This window comes from Tsukamurella tyrosinosolvens (genome assembly GCF_900104775.1).
GTDB classification, from domain to species: domain Bacteria; phylum Actinomycetota; class Actinomycetes; order Mycobacteriales; family Mycobacteriaceae; genus Tsukamurella; species Tsukamurella tyrosinosolvens.
On sequence record NZ_FNSA01000003.1, the window covers coordinates 1,791,588 to 1,811,055 of the forward strand.

18 protein-coding genes are annotated in these 19,468 nt (G+C 71.9%); 12 read left to right on the plus strand and 6 right to left on the minus strand.

What is annotated here, in order from left to right; genetic code table 11:
• Position 1 precedes the first annotated feature (1 nt).
• From BLW32_RS10100 to BLW32_RS10110, 3 genes are read right to left on the minus strand one after another with little or no spacing between them, the layout of a single operon-like run.
• A complete protein-coding gene (locus BLW32_RS10100) occupies positions 2–1,198 on the minus strand; it encodes a multidrug effflux MFS transporter (RefSeq protein WP_068742245.1) in 1,197 nt (398 codons plus the stop codon).
• Positions 1,199–1,201: 3 nt separating this feature from the next.
• Positions 1,202–3,322, minus strand: a complete 2,121-nt coding sequence (locus tag BLW32_RS10105) for a SaeA-related protein (RefSeq protein ID WP_068742244.1) — start codon at positions 3,320–3,322, stop codon at positions 1,202–1,204.
• Positions 3,323–3,346: 24 nt separating this feature from the next.
• On the minus strand, positions 3,347–5,026 hold the full coding sequence (locus BLW32_RS10110; RefSeq protein ID WP_068742243.1) for an Hsp70 family protein: 1,680 nt from the start codon (positions 5,024–5,026) through the stop codon (positions 3,347–3,349).
• Positions 5,027–5,071: 45 nt separating this feature from the next.
• On the opposite strand from BLW32_RS10110, the gene grpE reads away from it, so the two are divergent.
• Complete coding sequence (grpE, locus tag BLW32_RS10115; RefSeq protein WP_068742242.1) at positions 5,072–5,557, plus strand: nucleotide exchange factor GrpE; 486 nt, start codon at positions 5,072–5,074, stop codon at positions 5,555–5,557.
• Positions 5,558–5,600: 43 nt separating this feature from the next.
• Positions 5,601–6,950, plus strand: coding sequence for a dicarboxylate/amino acid:cation symporter (locus BLW32_RS10120; RefSeq protein WP_068742241.1), 1,350 nt, complete (start codon positions 5,601–5,603; stop codon positions 6,948–6,950).
• Here BLW32_RS10120 and BLW32_RS10125 read toward each other — a convergent pair.
• Both BLW32_RS10125 and BLW32_RS10130 read right to left on the minus strand, forming a co-directional pair.
• The gene (locus BLW32_RS10125; RefSeq protein ID WP_068742240.1) at positions 6,908–7,750 is read right to left on the minus strand and encodes an alpha/beta fold hydrolase; all 843 of its coding nucleotides are present in this window, start codon (positions 7,748–7,750) and stop codon (positions 6,908–6,910) included. The genes BLW32_RS10120 and BLW32_RS10125 overlap by 43 nt on opposite strands.
• Positions 7,751–7,770: 20 nt before the next feature.
• On the minus strand, positions 7,771–9,246 hold the full coding sequence (locus tag BLW32_RS10130) for a carboxylesterase/lipase family protein (RefSeq protein WP_068742239.1): 1,476 nt from the start codon (positions 9,244–9,246) through the stop codon (positions 7,771–7,773).
• Positions 9,247–9,340: 94 nt separating this feature from the next.
• Between BLW32_RS10130 and BLW32_RS10135 the strand changes: the two genes are divergently transcribed.
• From BLW32_RS10135 to BLW32_RS10180, 10 genes are all read left to right on the plus strand, one after another.
• Entirely contained in the window at positions 9,341–9,937 is a 597-nt protein-coding gene (locus tag BLW32_RS10135; RefSeq protein ID WP_068742238.1) for a TetR/AcrR family transcriptional regulator, read from the plus strand.
• A 94-nt stretch (positions 9,938–10,031) separates the two neighbouring features.
• Positions 10,032–11,573 carry an alanine/glycine:cation symporter family protein gene (locus BLW32_RS10140; protein ID WP_068742237.1) on the plus strand — a complete coding sequence of 514 codons (1,542 nt, stop codon included), beginning with the start codon at positions 10,032–10,034 and terminating at the stop codon, positions 11,571–11,573.
• Positions 11,574–11,841: 268 nt separating this feature from the next.
• Positions 11,842–12,681 carry a 30S ribosomal protein S2 gene (gene rpsB / locus BLW32_RS10145; RefSeq protein ID WP_068524919.1) on the plus strand — a complete coding sequence of 280 codons (840 nt, stop codon included), beginning with the start codon at positions 11,842–11,844 and terminating at the stop codon, positions 12,679–12,681.
• 47 nt (positions 12,682–12,728) lie between these two features.
• A complete protein-coding gene (gene tsf, locus BLW32_RS10150; RefSeq protein ID WP_068524920.1) occupies positions 12,729–13,553 on the plus strand; it encodes a translation elongation factor Ts in 825 nt (274 codons plus the stop codon).
• A 198-nt stretch (positions 13,554–13,751) separates the two neighbouring features.
• Positions 13,752–14,147: a VOC family protein gene (locus BLW32_RS10155; RefSeq protein WP_068742236.1), complete on the plus strand. Its 396-nt coding sequence runs from the start codon at positions 13,752–13,754 to the stop codon at positions 14,145–14,147.
• The gene (locus BLW32_RS10160) at positions 14,144–14,905 is read left to right on the plus strand and encodes a helix-turn-helix domain-containing protein (protein ID WP_231857395.1); all 762 of its coding nucleotides are present in this window, start codon (positions 14,144–14,146) and stop codon (positions 14,903–14,905) included. The genes BLW32_RS10155 and BLW32_RS10160 overlap by 4 nt, the downstream gene beginning before the upstream one ends.
• Positions 14,906–14,915: 10 nt before the next feature.
• Positions 14,916–15,839 (plus strand): SGNH/GDSL hydrolase family protein, encoded by a 924-nt coding sequence (locus BLW32_RS10165; RefSeq protein WP_068742234.1) that lies wholly within the window; start codon positions 14,916–14,918, stop codon positions 15,837–15,839.
• Position 15,840: 1 nt separating this feature from the next.
• The gene (pyrH, locus tag BLW32_RS10170) at positions 15,841–16,611 is read left to right on the plus strand and encodes a UMP kinase (RefSeq protein ID WP_068524924.1); all 771 of its coding nucleotides are present in this window, start codon (positions 15,841–15,843) and stop codon (positions 16,609–16,611) included.
• A 46-nt stretch (positions 16,612–16,657) separates the two neighbouring features.
• On the plus strand, positions 16,658–17,215 hold the full coding sequence (gene frr / locus BLW32_RS10175; protein ID WP_068524925.1) for a ribosome recycling factor: 558 nt from the start codon (positions 16,658–16,660) through the stop codon (positions 17,213–17,215).
• Positions 17,216–17,217: 2 nt separating this feature from the next.
• Positions 17,218–18,126, plus strand: a complete 909-nt coding sequence (locus BLW32_RS10180) for a phosphatidate cytidylyltransferase (RefSeq protein WP_068524926.1) — start codon at positions 17,218–17,220, stop codon at positions 18,124–18,126.
• Between the two features lie 54 nt (positions 18,127–18,180).
• Here the strand turns inward: BLW32_RS10180 and BLW32_RS10185 are convergent, their stop codons facing one another.
• A complete protein-coding gene (locus tag BLW32_RS10185; protein ID WP_068742233.1) occupies positions 18,181–19,440 on the minus strand; it encodes an MFS transporter in 1,260 nt (419 codons plus the stop codon).
• Positions 19,441–19,468: the final 28 nt, after the last annotated feature.

A 19,468-nucleotide genomic window follows, 5' to 3' on the forward strand; every position in this document is an offset into this window, starting at 1 on the left:
GTTACCGGCTCGCGGTTGGCGTTCGCTTGGCGATCACGAAGGACGCCGCCGCGCCCACCGCGCACAGCACCATCACCGAGCCGAGGACCACCGGATTTCCGCCGATGCCGGCGAACAGCGCCGCGACGCCGCCGAGCACCATGCGCGCCGCGCCCAGTGCCGCGGAGGCGGTCCCGGCGAGGTCGCCGTGATCGTCGAGGGCGAGGGCCGCCACCGTCGGCATCACGAGGCCGAGGCTCGAGACCGTGACGAACAGCGAGGCGATCACCAGCGGCGGCTGCGCGGCCGCGAGGGACGCCAGGGACGCGACCGAGCCGATCACCATGCCGGCCAGGCCGATGCGGACCAACGATGCCACAGGCACGCGGCCCACCAGCCGACCGCCGATCAGATTGGTGGCGAGCAGACCCACTGCGTTGACGGCGAAGACGATGCTGAACTGCGACTCCGAGTAGCCGTAGTGGCTCTGGAAGACGAACGCCGAGGTGGAGATGTAGGCGAACATCGCCGCGAAGGCCAGGCCGCCCGTCAGGGTCAGCGCGACGAACCGCCGGTCCCGGGCGAGCGAGAGGAAGCCGCTCGCCACCGATCCCCAACCCACCGGTCGACGGTCCGCCGGCGGGAGCGTCTCCGGCACCTTCGCGGCGGCGATCGCGAGCAGCGCCACGCCGAGCACGGCGAGCACGACGAAGAGGCCGCGCCAGTCCATGAACCGCAGCAGCTGCGCGCCCGCGAGCGGCGCGACGATCGGGGCCACGCCGCCGACGGCCATGAGCGCGGCGATCATCCGGGCGGCGGCGACGCCGTCGAACAGGTCCCGGACGATGGCGAGGCTCAGCACGATCCCGGCCGCGCCCGCAGCCCCCTGGAGGAGCCGCGCGACGTCGAGCAGGTACACCGACGGGGCGACGGCGCACAGCAGCGAGCTGACGATGAACAGCGCCATCCCGACGACCATCGGGCGGCGCCGGCCGATCGAATCCGACAGCGGCCCCACGAAGATCTGCCCGACGGCGAGTCCGATCAGGCAGGCGGTGAGCGTCGCCTGGATCGCCGGCTGCGAGGCGTCGAGGTCCGCGGCGGCGGCGGGGAGGGCGGGGAGGTAGAGGTCGGTCGTGATGGGACCGAACGCCGACAGCGAGCCCAGGATGAGGGCCAGCCGCAGGTTTCCTCGGGAGTCTGCGCGGGGTCGTGACACCCGTCAATCCAACAGCAGGTGCGCCGTCGGGGCGAAATCGGGTGCGAGGAGCAGCGTGCCGTCGGGCCCCCGCCGGCAGGCCGCGACGGCGACATGCGCCGGGCGCGGAAGATCCGCGGGAAGGATTGCGCCGCCGTCGATCTGGTACCGCGTGTTGGTCACCTTCCACGACCGGGCGGTCGGGTCCACGGGCGAGCGCGGCGCGCCGCCGACGCGGGAGGTCACGTACACCTCCGTCACCTCGGGCGGCCAGTCGAAGGTGACCCGTCCGTCGGTGAACGCCACGTTCGTGATGGCAGGGAAGTCCACGGGGAGCCCGGGGGCCGACGGTGCCGGCCGCGGCGCGACGGGCGTCGGGGTGGACGGAGCCGGTGGCGGCGTGGCGGCCGGGGCCGGGGCCGGGGCCGGGGTCGGAGCGGGGGCGGGCCGCGCGTCGGAACGGGCCTCGGCCGACGGGACGCCGCCGACCACGGCGACGACCGCGTAGACCGGCACCGCGCGGCGGGGTGCGCCGCCGTCCTCGAGTCGTGTGTCGCGCGTGCGCCCGACGACGCTCCAGCCACCGTCGGGCCGCTGCCGGCTGACCTTGTAGTCGGCCGCCGGGTGCGGCGAGGACCAGGTGATCACCACGGCACCGTCGGCCTGCTGGGCCGTGACGGCGGTGGGCGGCGCGGGCGCCGTCGCCGGCGCCGCGGTCGGCGGTGGGGCCGGCGTGGGCGGTGCCGAGGTCGGGCCGTGCGGCGCGGTGCCGGGGCCCGCCTGCGCGCGGCGAGCCTCGTCGATGGCCTCCTGCAGCGTCGGCTGGCCGGGCGGCGGCGGAGCGTCGAGCGCGCGGCGCTGCAGCTGGGCCAGCGCGCGGGAGGCATCGGCGTACCGTCCTGCGGCGCGGGCCGCTGCGACCTCCCGCCAGAGCGCTGCGGCCTCGTCGAGCACGCGCTGCGCCTCGTCGGCGACGGTGCGGAGCTGAGTGCCGGCCGTTCCGTCGTCCAGCGCGTGGGCCTCGGCGGCGAGGCGGGCCGCCTCGGCCGGGCGGCCGCGGCGCAGCGCCGCGCGGGCGCCCTTGAGCGGCGCCTCCCACGCCCGCGGACCGCCGGCCGGAGCCGGAGTGGCCGTCGGCGGGGTGGTCCGGGCGGGCGTCGATGCGGGTGGCGCGTGGCCGACCCCACCGCCGTACTCGGCGGCCAGCTCGGCGAGCACTCGCTCGGCGGTGGCTCGGTCGAGCCCCAGTTGCTCGCCCTCGCCGGCGAGGTACTCGTAGTCTGGCCCGATGAGCCGGTCCTCGATGAGGATCGCCGCGCGGACCTTGGGGCGCAGCGCCTCCGTCGCGTCCGCGACCACGGCGCGGGCGTACGCGTCGGCGAGCGGGCCGCCGACGGTGAGCACCTCGCGCACGTGCACGCCGAGCTCGTCGAGCACCGCGCGGCCGCGGCCGGGGCGCATCTCGCGGGCGCGACGGTGCAGGACGTCGGCCCGCCCCCGGATCTCCATCCCGTCGTGCGCGTCGGTGATCGTCAGGCCGAGCAGGGCGAACAGGGTCGGCACGCGCTCCCCGCACAGCTCGCCCCACTCGGTGAGCAGCGCGCGGATCTGCGCCCGGCGCTGTGCGGTGAGGCCGCCGGGAACGGCGTCCGGCGCGGGGGTGGCATCGGGGAGCACCCGGTGGCGCCGTAGCCGGACGGCGACCTCGGCGGCGGTGAGGCCGCCCAGCGCGCCGATCTCCTCGAGCCCGGCGACCTTCTCGGCGGGCACGCCGCCGTAGCGCTCGACGAGCCGCGTGATGGCGGTGTCGAGGATCTCGTACCGGGCGGCGCCCCGTTCGTCGCGCTCGGCGCGGACCCGGGCCGCCTCCGCCGCGCGGCTCGTGGCCGACCGCAGCGGCGCGCTGCGCTGCTCGTGCTCGTCGACGAGGCGGGCGACCAGCGTGCGGTACTTCGGGTGGTCGCGCTGCCGCTGCCAGAAGCCCCAGACCTCGTCGAGCCGGGCCGCCACCTCGGCGTCGGTGAGGCCGGTGGCGTCGAGGGGCAGGTCGTACAGCTCGAAGGCGTCGGCCAGGTCGGGGCCGCCACGCTTCGCGATCGCGGCGAGGACCCGTTTGCGGTAGTCGTTGGGGTCGAAGGGCGGCATCGGCGTCATGATCGGCGGTCCCGGTCAGTCGCGGCGCCGCGAGCGCTGCACCTGGCCGAGCTCGCGCTCGACATCGGCCTGCGAGAGCATCGCCCCGGTCTGCGCGGAGAGGGTGAGCGGCAGGTCCGCGTCGACGTGGTGCGCCGTCACGTGGAGGACCCCGTCGAAGCCCATCTCGAAGGTGATCCGGACCTCGCTCCCCGCGGGATAGCCGGGCGGGATGTCGCGGATCGTGCCCTCCACCAACAGCTTCGCGTCGCCGAGGCGCTGCGAGGCGACCTGGCCCTGCTGCTCGACGACGGTGACCTCGATCTGCTGCTGGTCCTCGCGCATCGTGCCGAAGGAGCGGCGCACGCGGACCGGCAGCGTCTGGTTGCGTTCGACGAGCCAGGTGACGCCGAGGTCGCCGTGGTCGTGCACCGCGAGCACGCCGAAGCCGCGGGAGATCACGGTGTCGACCTGGATCTCGAGCATCCGGCGCACCAGCGAGACGGGCTGCTGGAAGGACGCCGCGACCCGGGCGATCGAGTTCTCCAGTTCCGCCGCCTGCGCGTGCAGCGGGGGAGCGCCGTCGGGCAACAGGCCGCGGGTCACGAGGTCGGCCGCGACGAGCCGCTCCATCTCCAGCTTCTCGCCGTACAGCGCGGCGCCGCGGGCCACCGCGAGGTCCGGGTCGTGCAGCTCGCCCTCGAGTCCGAGTTGCTCACGCAGCGCCCGCGCCACGGCCGGCATCCGCGAGGACCCGCCGACGAGCAGCAGCCGGTCGACCCGGTGCACGCCCCGCTTCTCGGCCGTCTTCAGGCAGTCCCGGGCCAGGTCGACGGTGCGCCGCAGCAGCGGAGCCGTCATCTCCTCCAGCTCCGCGCGGGTCAGGGTGACGACGGCGCGGGCACCGTCGTGCGCGATCACCACGTCGGTGCGGTCGGCGACGGTCAGCTCGTGCTTGGCCTGCTCGGCCGCGAGGACCAGCGACTGCGAGCCCGCGGAATCGTCGAGCGGGTCCTCCGCGTCCGGATTCGCCTCGCAGAACCTCTGCGACAGGTGCAATGCGATCCGCTCGTCCCAGTCGGCGCCGCCGAGCTGGTGGTCGCCCTCCACCCCGAGTACTGAGATCCGCCGGTCGGCGAGCTCGATGACGGTGGCGTCGAAGGTGCCGCCGCCCAGGTCGTAGACCAGCACCGTCTCGCGCGGCGCGCCCTTGCCGAGGTCGAGGCCGCCGTCGAGCCGGCCGAAACCGTAGGACAGCGCAGCCGCGATGGGCTCGGAGAGCACGCCGGCCACGTCGAAGCCCGCGTACGCGCCGGCCTGCATGGTGGCGCGGCGTTCCTCGTCGCCGAAGTAGGCGGGCACGGTGATGACCGCGCGCCGCACCGGCTCGCCGCCGCTGAACTCGACGTCGCCCGCGAGGCTCTTGAGGATCAGCGCAGAGACCGCGGGGGCCGACCAGGTCTCGCCGTGCGCGCGGAAGCGCCACTGCGAGTCGCCCATCCGGCGCTTGACCAGACTGCAGACGTGCTCCGGATCGAGCCGGGCCTGCCGGCGCGCGCCCTCGCCCACGAGGTGGTCGTACGCCGACGCGAACAGCACCACCGAGGGCACCGTCGCCTCCCCGCCGAGCCCGCGGACGATCTCGGGGCGACCGTCCGCGCCGATGCGCGCGATCGCAGAATTGGTCGTGCCCAGGTCGATTCCGTAGACCCCCATGGCGGGGATATTAGCAGCGCAGAGGGCGCGCTAGGGTTGGCGAGCATGAGCCCAGAGGACGCCCCGGCGGAGCCCGGAACCGCCGACGATCGGCTCGCGGAGCGGGTCGAGGACCTGGCCCGGATCCTGGCGCGCCAGGCCGGCACCGTCGAACGGCTGGCGGACGCGGAGCGGGCCCGCGAGGCGCGGGACCGGGCCGGTGCGGACCTGCCGCTCGTGGTCGAGTTGTTCGCCCTCCTCGGCGAGGTGACCGCGTGTGCCGACACTGCGGAGTCCGAGCGGGAGCGCGCGGCCTTCGCCGCCGTCGCCGCGCGCGTCGAGCGCCTGCTGGTCGGGCGCGGCGGCACCGTCGTGACCCCCGGCGCGGGGGAGCCCTTCGACCCGGCCGTCATGGAGGCCTCCGACGTCACCGCGACGGCGAACGAGGACGAGGACCGCACCGTCGCGGAGGTCCTCGCGCCCGGGCTCAGCGTGCCGGCGCGCAATGTACGGCCCGCCCGGGTGGTGGTGCGAGCCTTTCGCTCAGCGTGAACGAAAGGGAACACCGGACGGGCGGCCGTCGTTGCAGCCCGTTATGTCCTCTGTGGAATCCCCGTCGCGCGTGCCCGCGCTGCTGAAGAACTTCGGCTTCCAGATCATCGTCGGCCTCGTCGCCGGTGTGGTGCTGGGGCTGATCGCCCGGAACATGGCGCCCGCCGCCGACGGCAACGTGAACTGGCTGGTCGGCACGCTCAAGACGATCGGGTCGAGCTACGTCAAGCTGCTGACGGTGGCGGTCGTCCCGCTGGTGTTCACCGCGGTCATCGCGTCGATCGCCAACCTGCGCAACGTGACCAACGCCGCCCGCCTCGCGGGCAAGACCCTGCTGTGGTTCGCGATCACCGCCTTCATCTCGGTGATCATCGGCATCGTCCTCGGCCTGGTGCTGCAGCCCGGGGCGCACACCACGGTCACGGGTGAGGGCAAGGCGCCGTCGAGCACCGGCTCCTGGTGGGCCTTCATCACGGGCCTGGTCCCGTCGAACTTCCTCGGCCTGCAGGCCAAGGCCTCCGACGGTTCCGTCTCGCTCAGCTTCAACGTGCTGCAAGTGCTCGTGGTCGCCGCCGCGATCGGCATCGCCGCGCTCAAGGTGGGGGAGAAGGCCGAGCCCTTCATCACCCTCAACGCGTCTCTGCTCGCGATCATCCAGAAGGTGCTGTGGTGGATCATCCGCCTCGCGCCGATCGGCACCGCCGCGCTCATCGGCACCGCCGTCGCGACCTACGGCTGGGACGCCATCGGTTCCCTGGGCGTGTTCACCGGCGCGATCTACCTGGGCCTGCTGATCGTCGGCCTCGTCGTGTACCCGCTGATCATCCGCGCGCACGGCCTCTCGGTGAAGCAGTTCTTCAGCGGCGTCTGGCCGGCCGCGCAGCTCGGCTTCGTCTCCCGCAGCTCGATCGGCACGCTGCCCGTCACCGAGCGGGTCACCGAGCGCAATCTCGGCGTGCCGCGCGAGTACGCCTCGTTCGCGGTGCCGCTCGGCGCCACCACCAAGATGGACGGCTGCGCGGCGATCTACCCGGCGATCGCGGCGATCTTCGTCGCGCAGTTCTTCCACGTCCCGCTCGGCATCACGGACTATCTGCTCATCGTGGTCGTCTCGGTGATCGGCTCGGCCGCCACCGCGGGCACCACCGGCGCGACGGTCATGCTGACCCTGACCCTCTCGACCCTCGGGTTGCCGCTGGCCGGCGTCGGCCTGCTGCTGGCCGTCGAGCCCATCGTCGACATGGGGCGCACCGCGCTCAACGTGACCGGCCAGGCGCTGGTTCCGACCATCGTCGCCAAGCAGGAGGGCATCCTCGACGAGGACGCCTACAACGCGCCGCGCAAGGACGTCTACGCCGACGAGTCCGCGGAGCCCGCGCCCGTCGCGGCCTGACCGCCCCACAGCGCACGCAGCGCCGCGTTGACCTCCGCGGGGTGCTGCGTGTGCGGGTAGTAGCCGGGCACTCGCAGGCGCCGGGCGCCGATCCGATCGGCCACCGCGTCCGCGCAGGCCAGCAGCGGCTCGCCGGCGTACCGGCGATACGCCTCGGGTGCCCCGGCCCACGTGCCCGTGATCACGAGCGCGGGCCACGGTGCGGCGGCCAGCGGCTCCAGCGGCGGGTCCGCCTCCCAGACCGGGCGCTCCCGCATCGAGGTCCGGACGGCGCGCAGCCGTTCCGGAGTCGGTTCCGGCATCGCCATCCCCACGCCCTCGGTGGACAGCCGCAGGAATTCGGCCGGATCCAAGTCGGGCGGGCCCGCGCCGGGCGCGGCGTCGACGCGGGCGAGCAGGTCGCGCACCGCCGGGTGGTTCGCCGCGGCCCGCAGAGCGGACGGTTGGATCAGAGCCAGGGACCGCACGGCCCCTGGGCGTCGCGCCGCGGCGAGCATCGCGGCGAGCCCGCCGTTGGAGTGCCCGACGAGGTGCGCGCCGTCCGGGCAGGCGTCGAGGAGGACGACGAGATCGTCGGCGTCCGTGTCGAAGTCGCTCCGGTCCGTGTCGGGCGACCGGCCGTAGCCGCGCCGGTCCACCAGGAGGAGGCGCCGCTCGTCGGCGAGCGGCCGCTGCGCGGCGAAACCATAGGCGGCATCATCGCCCCAGGTGAAGACGCCGTGCGCGAAGATCGCGGGCACCGCGGCCCGGCGCTCCGGGGCGGCGGGTCGCCAGGTGGTGACGTGGACGGGGCCGGGCATCGGTTGCTCTCCCGGGCCGGTCAGGCGGGGGCGAACGGCGCCGGCGGGCGGCCCTGCCAGATGCGGCGCGAACGCTCCTCGGGATACGGCGACGTCGTCGACGGGGCGTCGAGGAGTCGGGTGCTCCGACGCTCGGCGTCGTAGCAGGGCCAGCCCGGATCTCCGGTGGCGCAGAACCGCACCCAGGTGCGGAGCAACTCGTCCGACACGGCACGCGCACCGTCCGGCGCGTCCTCGCCGAAGAACATCACGCCCGTGGGGCAGTCCAGGGTGCCGAAGGCGAGCGGAACGTCGATGCTGTGGCAGGCGCCGTAGACCTCGGACTCCCAGCACATCTCGAACAGGTACGAGGTCCCGCCGGCCGCGGCGTTCGCCTCGGCGAGCAGCACGGACGGCATGCGGAAGGTGGCGTCGGAGTAGACGATCTCGACCGTCTCGTCGGCCGTCGCGTCCGGGTACGCGGCGCGGTACTCGGCGGGATCGCCGGGCGCGAACACCTCGAGCGCCGTGGCGGCGTCGTCCTCGGTGAAGGCGCCGCGCACGCCCATCATGATGCTGAACAGCCGGAACTCGTCGCGCATGTGCCCGGCGAGCAGGTCGATGCCCGCGGCATTGCCGTCGGCCAGCGCCTCCCACGGGGTCTGCGGCAGCAGATCCCCGTCGATGATCGGGCAGACGACGATCCCGAGGTGGGCGAGGCGCCCCCACCGCTCCGTGTGCGCGGGGGAATCGGCGCAGAGCGCGGTGACTTCCTCGGCGAGGCGCTGCGGCGGGACCTGCGCGAACGCCGCCGCGGTCGGCGCGATGCCGAGGCGCTCCGCGAGCGCGGCCGTGACCTCCGCCGCCAGGGCGGGGGTGATGTTCAGGCCGGGGACGGAGTGGGTGATGGCCCGCCGGAACAGCGGCCGTGCCGCCGGGATCGTGAGCAGCGCGGCGACCGATCCCGCGCCGCCCGACGTGCCGGAGATGGTGACCGCGTCCGGGTCGCCGCCGAACGCGGCGATGTTGCGCTGGATCCACTCGAGGGCGGCGATCTGGTCGAGCAGGCCCCGGTTCGACGGTGCGCCCTCCAGGAATGCGAAGCCCTCGGCGCCCATCCGGCACTGGACGGTCACGACCACGAGGCCTTCTGTCGCGAGCGCGGTGGGGTCGAACATGGGATCCGCCGCGGTGCCGGCCATGTAGCCGCCGCAGGAGATCCACACCAGGACCGGCAGTCCGGACCGTCCTGGGGCCGGGGTGCACACCGCGACGGTGAGCCAGTTCGCGTCGTCCGACACCTCGGCCTTCGGGCCGGGCCCGGATTGCGGAGGCGGGGGGCCGAATTCGATCGCGGGGCGGACACCGTCCCAGCGGGGGACCGGCGCCGGGGCGGCGAACCGCAGCGTCCCGACGGGCGGCTGTGCGTAGGGGATGCCGCGGAACGTCGCGGTGCCGCCGCGGTACTCGCCCTCGACGACGCCCTCCGCGGTCGTGACCCTGGGGCGCTCGTGCATGTCGGTCTCCTTCGGTCTCGGCGTGTCCTCGCCTTCGACGTTATCAGCCAGGCGTATTATTTCAAGTGTATGGGAACGATCGGAAGGAATCGCCGTGCCGAGACAGGTCGATCACCGGCAACGCCGGGAGGAGATCGCGCGCGCGCTGTGGCGCGTGGTGGACACCTCGGGCGCCCTCCGGCTGAGCCTGCGTGAGGTGGCGAAGGAGGCCGGGATGTCGCACGGCCAGGTGCAGCACTACTTCACCTCCCGGCGGGAGCTGCTGCTGTTCGCGACGGACTTCGCCGCCGAACGGACCGCGGAGCGCATCGCCGCCGGCCTGGCCGATCTCGGGCCGGAACCGGATCCGCGTGACCTCCTGCGGATCACCTTGACGGAGATGCTCCCACTGCACCCCGACGCCCGCGCGACGAGCCGGATGAGTGCGGCGTACGTCCTCGAGGCCCTGCACGACGACGAGCTGCGCGTCCGCGCGCGGGACGGCATGGTGCAGGCGCGGGCGCAGGTCGAGGAGCTCATCGCGCGCGCGATCGCGGACGGGCGCATCGCCGCCGACCGTGCACCGTCGACCGAGACCGATCGCCTGCTCGCCATCACCGGGCTGACGCCGCTGCTCGACCTCGGGGTGATCACTCCGGAGGACGCGATCGCGGCGATCGACCGACACCTGGACGACCTCTTCACACCGTGAAGGGCTCCTCGTGTTTTGCGATCGGATTACGTCTTCGTAACCGGTGATTGCCGATGCGCCCCGCCGTGATGGGGCGGCCTTTAAGGTTGCTCCCATGTCTGACCTGCTGGCGACCCTGAACGACAAGTACATCTGGAGCCCCGCCCTCATCTACCTCTGCCTCGGCGTTGGTGTGTACTTCTCGATCCGCTCCCGGTTCGTGCAGGTCCGCCAGATCCCCGCCATGGTGGGTCAACTCATACATGGCGAGAAATCCGCGTCGGGCGTGAGCTCCTTCCAGGCCCTCGCCATGTCGCTGGCGGGGCGGGTCGGCACCGGCAACATCGCCGGGGTCGCCACCGCGATCGCGTTCGGCGGACCGGGCGCGGTGCTGTGGATGTGGGTGATGGCATTCCTCGGCGCGTCGACCTCGTATGTCGAATGCACCCTCGGCCAGATCTACAAGGAGCGCGATCGCCTCACCGGCGAATACCGGGGCGGCCCCGCCTACTACTTCCGTCGCGCCCTCGCAAAGGGGAAGTACGCCGTCGTCGGCAATGTTTACGGCCTGCTCTTCGCCGCAGTCACAGTCCTCGCCTGCGGGCTGCTCATGCCGATGGTGCAGGCGAACTCGATGGCGGTCGCCATGAAGGGCGCATGGGGGATCGAGCCCTGGGTCGCCGCCCTCGGCACTGTCATCGTGCTGGCATTCGTCATCATCGGTGGCGTCAAGCGAATCGCCACTTTCGCCTCGGTGGTCGTACCGTTCATGGCGATCCTGTACATCGCGGCCGCCCTGATCATCATGGCCTTCAACGCCGACGCCATCCCCGGCGTCTTCCAGCTAATCGTCCGCGAGGCCTTCGATCTGTCTGCCGGCTTCGGAGCGCTCGTCGGGACCGCCGTCATGTGGGGCGTCAAGCGCGGCGTCTACTCCAACGAGGCCGGGCAGGGCACCGGCCCGCACGCCGCGGCGGCCGCGGAGGTCAGTCACCCGGCCAAGCAGGGGCTCGCGCAGGCCTTCGCGGTGTACGTCGACACGCTGTTCGTCTGCTCCGCCACCGCATTCATCATCCTGAGCACCGGCGCCTACCGCGTGTTCGAGGGCGACTCCGCGTCCGGCCGCGTGCTGGCTGACGGTGGCGCCCTCGTCGGCGACCCGGAGGTCGGGCCGGCGTACGCGCAGCAGGGCTTCGACACCGTCTTCAACGGCTCCGGCGCCAGCTTCATCGCGATCTCGCTCGCCTTCTTCTGCTTCACGACGATCGTCGCCTACTACTACATGGCGGAGACGAACCTGCGGTTCCTGATGGGGCGCTTCGCCGTCGTCGTGATCCCGGTGCTCAACTCCGCGCTCGGACGGGTGCTCACGATGCTGCTGCAGGTCCTCATCCTGGCCTCCGTGGCGATCGGCGCCGTGTCCACCGCGAAGGACGCCTGGGCGATGGGCGACCTCGGCGTCGGGCTCATGGCGTGGCTCAACATCATCGGCATCCTGGTCCTGCAGAACGCGGCCTTCACGGCTCTGCGCGACTTCGAGCGGCAGCAGAAGATGGGGATCGACCCGCAGTTCGACCCGACTCCGCTGGGCATCGTCAATGCGACCTTCTGGGAGGAGCGCGCGGCCTCGCGCCGCGCCGACCCCGTCGACGCCTAGCCGGCGAGCGGCACCGTCGACCTGCGGAGTCCCGGCGATTTCGCAGGTCGGCGCCGCGGGCGTACACTTGCCCTTGCGCTCCGTCCCTATGGCGGAGTGACTACGCGTGTTCCCCAGGCGCCCAGTGGGCGTGCCGTGCAGCGCGGTCTCCTTCTCGAAGGAGTGCAGTGCGGCGGAACACCAGGACACCGCGCACCGCTCTCGCCCGCTGACCAGCGGGAACGAGGGTCGTCGCGGCGTGTACAACTGCAACTACGAAAGAGGCATCATGGCTGTCGTCACCATGAAGCAGCTGCTGGACAGCGGCGCGCACTTCGGTCATCAGACCCGTCGGTGGAACCCGAAGATGAAGCGTTTCATCTTCACCGACCGCAACGGCATCTACATCATCGATCTGCAGCAGACGCTGACCTACATCGACAAGGCCTACGAGTTCGTCAAGGAGACCGTCGCCCACGGTGGCACCGTCCTCTTCGTCGGCACGAAGAAGCAGGCCCAGGAGTCGATCGCCGAAGAGGCCACCCGCGTCGGCATGCCCTACGTGAACCAGCGCTGGCTGGGCGGCATGCTCACCAACTTCCAGACGGTCCACAAGCGTCTTCAGCGCATGAAGGAGCTGGAGACCATGGAGCAGACCGGTGGCTTCGAGGGTCGCACCAAGAAGGAAATCCTCATGCTCACGCGTGAGAAGAACAAGCTCGAGCGGACCCTCGGCGGTATCCGCGACATGGCCAAGGTCCCCTCGGCCATCTGGGTCGTGGACACCAACAAGGAGCACATCGCCGTGGGCGAGGCCCGCAAGCTGGGTATCCCGGTCATCGCGATCCTCGACACCAACTGCGATCCCGACCTCGTCGACTACCCGATCCCGGGCAACGACGACGCGATCCGCTCCGCCGCTCTGCTGACCAAGGTCGTGGCCTCCGCCGTGGCCGAGGGCGTGCAGGCCCGCGCGGGCGTCGCCACCGGCGATGCCAAGCCCGAGGCCGGCGCCGGCGAGCCCCTCGCCGAGTGGGAGCAGGAGCTGCTGGAGTCCGCCACCGTCGCGACCCCCGCCGCCGAGGCGCCCGCGACCGAGGCTCCGGCCACCGAGACCCCGGAAGCCTGATCGTTTCCGGTCGCACGACCTTCCCTTCTTAGATAGGAGCCGCATACATGGCGAACTACACCGCCGCTGACGTCAAGCGTCTCCGCGACCTCACCGGGTCGGGGATGATGGACTGCAAGAACGCGCTCACCGAGACCGACGGCGATTTCGACAAGGCCGTCGAGGTGCTGCGCATCAAGGGCGCGAAGGACGTCGGCAAGCGTGCCGGTCGTTCCACCGCCGAGGGCCTCGTGGCCGCCAAGGACGGCGTGCTCATCGAGCTCAACTCCGAGACGGACTTCGTCGCGAAGAACGAGGAGTTCCAGCAGCTCGCCGACGCGATCGTCGCTGCCGCTGCCGCGTCGGACGCCGCCACCGTCGAGGCCGTGCTCGAGCTGCCGCTCGAGGGCGAGACCGTCGCGTCGCGCATCGAGGCCGCGTCGGCCAAGCTGGGCGAGAAGCTGGTGCTGCGTCGCATCGCGCGCTACGACGGCCCCGTCGCCGTCTACCTGCACAAGCGCAGCTCGGACCTGCCGCCCGCCGTGGGCGTGCTGGTCTCGTTCTCGGGTGAGGGCGACGCCGCTGCCGAGGCCGCTCGCGGCGCCGGCATGCAGGTCGCCGCGCTCAAGGCGAAGTACGCCAGCCGGGACGAGGTTCCGGCCGACGTCATCGAGAACGAGCGTCGCATCGCCGAGGAGACCGCGCGTGCCGAGGGCAAGCCGGAGCAGGCGCTGTCGAAGATCGTCGAGGGCAAGACCGTGGCCTACTACAAGGACACCGTCCTCCCCGACCAGCCGTCCGTGACCGACAACAAGAAGTCGGTCCAGCAGGTGCTGGACGAGGCCGGCGTGAAGGTCAACGCCTTCACCCGCTTCGAGGTCGGCCAGGAGTAACTCCTCCGTCCTCACGCACGAGGCCCGCACCGATCCGTCGGTGCGGGCCTCGTCGTCTCTCCGCCCCGGAATTGAACACCGTTTCCGTCCACCGCGACCTGCGGATTCGCTGTCCGAAACAGTGTTCAATTGCGGGGCGGGGTGGGCGTGCGGATTTCTTCAAGCCCGACGGTGCCGTCCGCTGCCAGTCTGGAAGGCATGAACAGCACACGCACCGACACGAACATCTGGCCCGGACTCACCTACGAAGACGCCCTCGCCGCCCGGGAATGGCTGCGGCGGATCGGCTTCGAGGAGGGGATCCTCGTCGAGGGCGACGCCGACGGCGAGGTCGTCCACTCCGAGATGCTGTGGCCCGACGGCGGCCGCGTCATGGTCCACTCCACCTGCAAACAGGACGCCACGTTCTCGACTCCGCGGGGTAGCGGCAGCGTCTACGTGGTCGTCACCGATCCCGACGCCGTCTACGCCCGCGCACAGGAGCTCGGCGCCCGCCTGGTGCGGGAGATGCGCGAGGAGGACTATGGGTCCAAGGGATTCTCCGTCGCCGATCCGGAGGGCAACACGTGGAGTTTCGGTACCTACGCGGGGTGACCGGGCCGGGAATCGCCCGGGCCGCCGCGTACGACATCAGTGGCGTCGTCCCGGGCACCCACCTCGCCGTCCCCTCGCCGACGCTCACGATGATCATCGACCTCGGCCACGGCCTGGACCTGACGGGGCCGGGCCTGCCCGACCGCACCACCTTCCGGCTCTGCCTCTCCGGTATGCATCCCGAGCCGTACCTCGTCCACCACGACGGGCTGCAGCGCGGCGTCCAGGTGGACGTGCGGCCCAGCCTCGTCCGGGCCCTCACCGGTGCCCCCGCGGCCGAGCTCGGGGGAGAGGCCGTCGAACTCGACGCCCTGCACCCGGGGCTCGCGGCCGAGCTGTCCGGCCGTGTGGCGGCGGCGCCGGCCGGCGATCGCGAGGCCGTGGCGGCCGCCGTCCTGGCCCGCCACGCGACGTCGGGCCGCGAGGTGCAGCCCGACGCCGCGGCGGCGTGGGCCCACCTCGCCGCCCGGCAGGGCCGGGTCACGGTCGCCGAGCTGGTCGAGCGCTCCGGGTGGTCGGCGCGGTACCTGGCGATGAAGTTCACCGCCGAGTTCGGGATGGGGATCAAGCAGGCCGCCCGCCTCATGCGCTTCGACGCCGCCCGCCGTGCGCTCGAGGCGGGGGAGGGTGCCGCCGACGTGGCCGCACGCGCCGGCTACGCCGACCAGGCGCACCTGAGCCGCGACATGCGCGCCTTCCTCGGGTACTCGCCGTCGGCGTACCTCGCGCGTCGCAGGAGCGAATTCACGCCTGTGTAGTGTCGCCGGGGTGTCCTGGATCCGGCGTGCGATCGCATTCGTCCTCGTGGCGTGCCTCGTGCTCGCCGTCGGGGCGTCGACGGCCATCGGTGGGGGCAGCGGCTACGAGCACCATCAGACCAACGGCGTGAGCTACATCCCCGACCTCCCCGGCGGGGCCCAGTACGTCTCCATGGGCGACAGCTACGCCGCGTCCGGCTCCCACGCCAAGGTGCGCCCGATGGACCTCTGCGCCCGCAACGGCGACGACCTCGGGCACGTCCTCGCGCAGCGGCTGCAGCCCTACTCCTTCACGGACCGCGCCTGCTCGGGCGCCACGCTCGACGACCTCACCCAGCCCTCGCCGAAGCCCAACACCTCCCCGCAGCTGTACGGCGTCGGGCCGTACACCCGGCTCGTCACCGTCATCGTCGGCGCGAACTCCCTGGGCTTCGGCAACATCGTCGTGCACTGCCTCGGCAACCCCGACGACCGCTGCGCGGCCTCGGCCACCCAGGACCTGCCCGGCTCGCAGGGCTGGAACTTCGTGCGCGCGCAGTACGCCGCCACCGTCGACGCCATCAAGAAGGCCGCAGCGCCCGACGTGCGGATCGTCCTCGTCGGCTACCTCCCGCTGTTCCCGCTCGACGGTCCGCCCGACCTCGCCTGCCTCGACCGGGCGGGGATCCCGCCGGAGAACGTCGACCACTGGCGCACCTGGTACCGCAGCCTCGACCGGCTCATCCGGGAGGTGGCGGCGGACCGTCGGGTCATGTACGTCCAGCCCCCGATGAACCGCACCGCGTGCGACCCCGATCCGTACGTGCGGCTGGGCGGGATCAAGCTCAAGGCGCAGGAGCCCGAGGCCAACGGATTGCACCCGACGGTGGCCGGACAGCGTGCGTTGGGCAACCTGATCGAGGACCGGCTCCGAGGAACTGCGCCGCCCGCATAGGATGGTCGTCGTGACGGACACGGCCCAGGGACAGCAGACGGATCAGGACACGGAGCAACAGGTGCGGCACGGCTACAAGCGGGTGCTGCTCAAGCTGGGCGGCGAGATGTTCGGCGGCGGCGAAGTGGGGCTCGACCCCGACGTGGTGACGACGGTGGCGCAGCAGATCGCGGAGGTCGCGCGCAGCGGCCACGAGGTCGCGGTGGTCATCGGTGGAGGCAACTTCTTCCGCGGTGCCGAACTGCAGAACCGCGGCATGGACCGCGCCCGCTCGGACTACATGGGCATGCTCGGCACGGTGATGAACTGCCTCGCGCTGCAGGACTTCCTGCAGAAGGAGGGCGTCGACACCCGCGTGCAGACGGCCATCACCATGGGGCAGGTCGCCGAGCCGTACCTGCCGCTGCGCGCCAAGCGCCACCTCGAGAAGGGTCGCGTCGTGATCTTCGGCGCAGGCATGGGCATGCCCTACTTCTCCACCGACACCACCGCCGCGCAGCGTGCACTGGAGATCGGCGCCGAGGTCGTGCTCATGGCGAAGGCCGTCGACGGGGTGTACGACAGCGACCCGCGCACCAACCCCGAGGCGAAGCTCTTCGACGAGATCACGCATCGCGCGGCCCTCGAGAAGGGCCTCAAGGTGGCCGACGCGACCGCGTTCAGCCTCTGCATGGACAACAGGATGCCGATGCTGGTGTTCAATCTTCTGGAGGAGGGGAACATCGCCCGCGCCGTCGCGGGGGAGAAGATCGGCACCCTCGTCCGGCCGTGACGCCGGACCCGACCACTCATTTCGTAGCAAAGGACGTGTGACCCAAGTGATCGACGAAACGCTCTTCGACGCCGAGGAGAAGATGGAGAAGGCCGTCTCGGTGGCCCGGGAGGACTTCCAGTCGATCCGCACCGGTCGCGCGAATCCGGCGATGTTCTCCAAGGTGGTCGTGGACTACTACGGCTCGCCGACCCCGATCACCCAGATCAGCTCGATCACCACGCCGGAGGCGCGGCTCGTGGTGATCAAGCCCTACGAGGCGAACCAGCTCGGCAACATCGAGACGGCGATCCGCAACTCCGACCTGGGCGTCAACCCCACCAACGACGGCCAGCTGATCCGCGTGGGCATCCCGCAGCTCACGGAGGAGCGCCGCAAGGAGCTCGTCAAGCAGGTCAAGGGCAAGGGCGAGGACGCCAAGGTCTCCATCCGCAACGTGCGCCGCAAGGCGAACGACCAGCTCGCCAAGATCGTCAAGGACGGCGACGCCGGCGAGGACGACGTGGCCCGCGCCGAGAAGGAACTCGACAAGACGACGGCCAAGTACGTCGCCCAGATCGAGGACCTCGTGGCGCGCAAGGAAGCCGATCTGATGGAGGTCTAGCCGTGCCGGACACCCCCGACTCGGTCGGCTCCGACGCTCCGACCCCCGGCACGCCCGAGGCGGGCCAGGAGGCCGCGAAGCGCAAGATCAGCGCCGGACGCAACCTTCCGGCCGCGATCGGCGTGGGCGTCAGCCTGGGCGCGCTCATCGTCGCGATCCTGTACTTCGCGCCGCACCTGTGGGTGCCGCTGGTGGCCGCCGCGATGGCGGTCGCGACGTGGGAGGTGGTCAAGCGGTTCCGCGCCGCCGGCACCAACCTCGAGTTGTGGCCGATGCTCATCGGCGGCCAGGCCATCATCTGGTTGAGCTGGCCGCTCGGGACCGAGGGCGTGCTCGCCGCGTTCGTGGCGACCGTCCTGGTCGCCATCGTCTGGCGGTTGCTGGGGCACCAGAGCACCGCGGAGCCGAACTCCTTCACCCGCGACATCTCGACGACGGTGTTCGTGCTCGCCTGGGTGCCGCTGTTCGCGTCCTTCGGCGCGATGCTCGTGCTCCCCGAGGACCGCGGGCCGCAGCGGGTGGCGGCGCTCATCATCCTGGTGGTCTGCTCGGACGTGGGCGGGTACGCCTCGGGTGTCGTCTTCGGCAAGCACCCGATGGTGCCCGCGATCAGCCCGAAGAAGTCCTGGGAGGGCTTCGCCGGGTCGATGGTGGCCGGCGCGGTCGGCGCCGTGCTCGTGCTCAAGTTCCTGCTCGACGTGAACCCCGTGTGGGGCCTGCTCCTGGGGCCCGTCGTCGTGATCACCGCGACGCTCGGCGACCTGCTCGAGTCGCAGGTCAAGCGCGACCTCGGCATCAAGGACATGGGCACCCTGCTGCCCGGTCACGGCGGCATCATGGACCGCCTGGACTCGCTGCTGCCGAGCGCGGTGGTGGTGTGGGCGGCGCTCACCGCCCTCATGGGCTCCTGACGTCTCTCACGTACGGCGCCCGACGGCCCCGTCCGGCCCACCGCCCGACGCCCGTCAGGCGCGACGGCGCAGCGCCTCACGCAGTGGCCGGGGCGTGATCCCCTCGCGGCGTCGTGCCTTGCGCCGAGTGACGACCACGCCGATCAGCGCGATCGCCCACAGCGGGTACTGCGCCATCCACGCCGCCCGGAAGCCGTCGAAGGTCAGTCCGGCGCCCGATCCCATGATCGAGCCCATCGCCTGGATCAGGACGAGGCTCGCGAGGAACCCGCCGATGTTCACCATGCCCTGCGCGGTGCCGAGCACCCGCGTCGTGTTGAACGAGCGGGCGTAGTCGAAGCCGATCGCGGAACTGGGACCGCCGACCGCGATCACCAGCACCAGCAGCGTGAGCAGCCACACCGGCGACGGCTCGTCGCGCACGAGGACGATCGTCCAGAGCGCCGCGCTGGCGAGGATGATCGTGATCACCATCCACGAGCGACGTACCGGGAAGCGGCCCGTGAGGAAGCCGATGACGGGGCCGGACGCCAGCGTCGCCAGCACGCCGAAGCTGATCACGCCGCCCGCCGCGCCCGACGAGAGCCCCTGCGCGTTCGTCAGGTAGGGCACGCCCCACATCAGCATGAACGCGGTCACCGAGAACATCGTGCCCATGTGCGTGAAGAAGCCCAGCCGCGTGCCGGGGTGCATCCACGTCGAGCGGAGGATCGAGGGGATCTCGGCGACCCTCACCGTGACGTGCGGCGCCGTGCGGCCGGGCGGGGCGTCACGGACCGTTGCGAGCACGGCCAGGGCCGCGAACAGGCCGAGCGCGGCCGCGGACCCGTAGGCGGAGCTCCACCCGCTGCCGTGCAGCAGCGCGAGGAAGGGCACCGCGGACAGCACCTGGCCCAGCTGCCCCGTCATGCCCGTCAGCTGGGTGACCAGCGGTATCCGGCGCACCGGGAACCACGCCGGTACCAGGCGCAGCACCGAGACGAAGGTCAGGGCGTCGCCGCTGCCGACCGCCACGCGCCCCGCGATGGCGAGCGGGAGCGACTCCGTGAGCGCCAACGTCAGCTGCCCCAGGGCCATCAGGAGCGCGCCGCTCACGATCAGCCGGCGCGAGCCGAACCGGTCCAGCAGGAGGCCCGCGGGGATCTGCATGCCCGCGTACACCACGAGCTGGAGCACCACGAACGCGGCGAGCGTCGCCGGGGCCGCCCCGAACCGCTCACTCGCCTCGGTACTGGAGACGCCGAACGACGTGCGTTGCAGGATCGCGACCGCGTACGCGAGAGTCGCCACCGACCAGACGACCCATGCGCGCATGGGCCCATCGTTTCATCGGGGTCGCCGC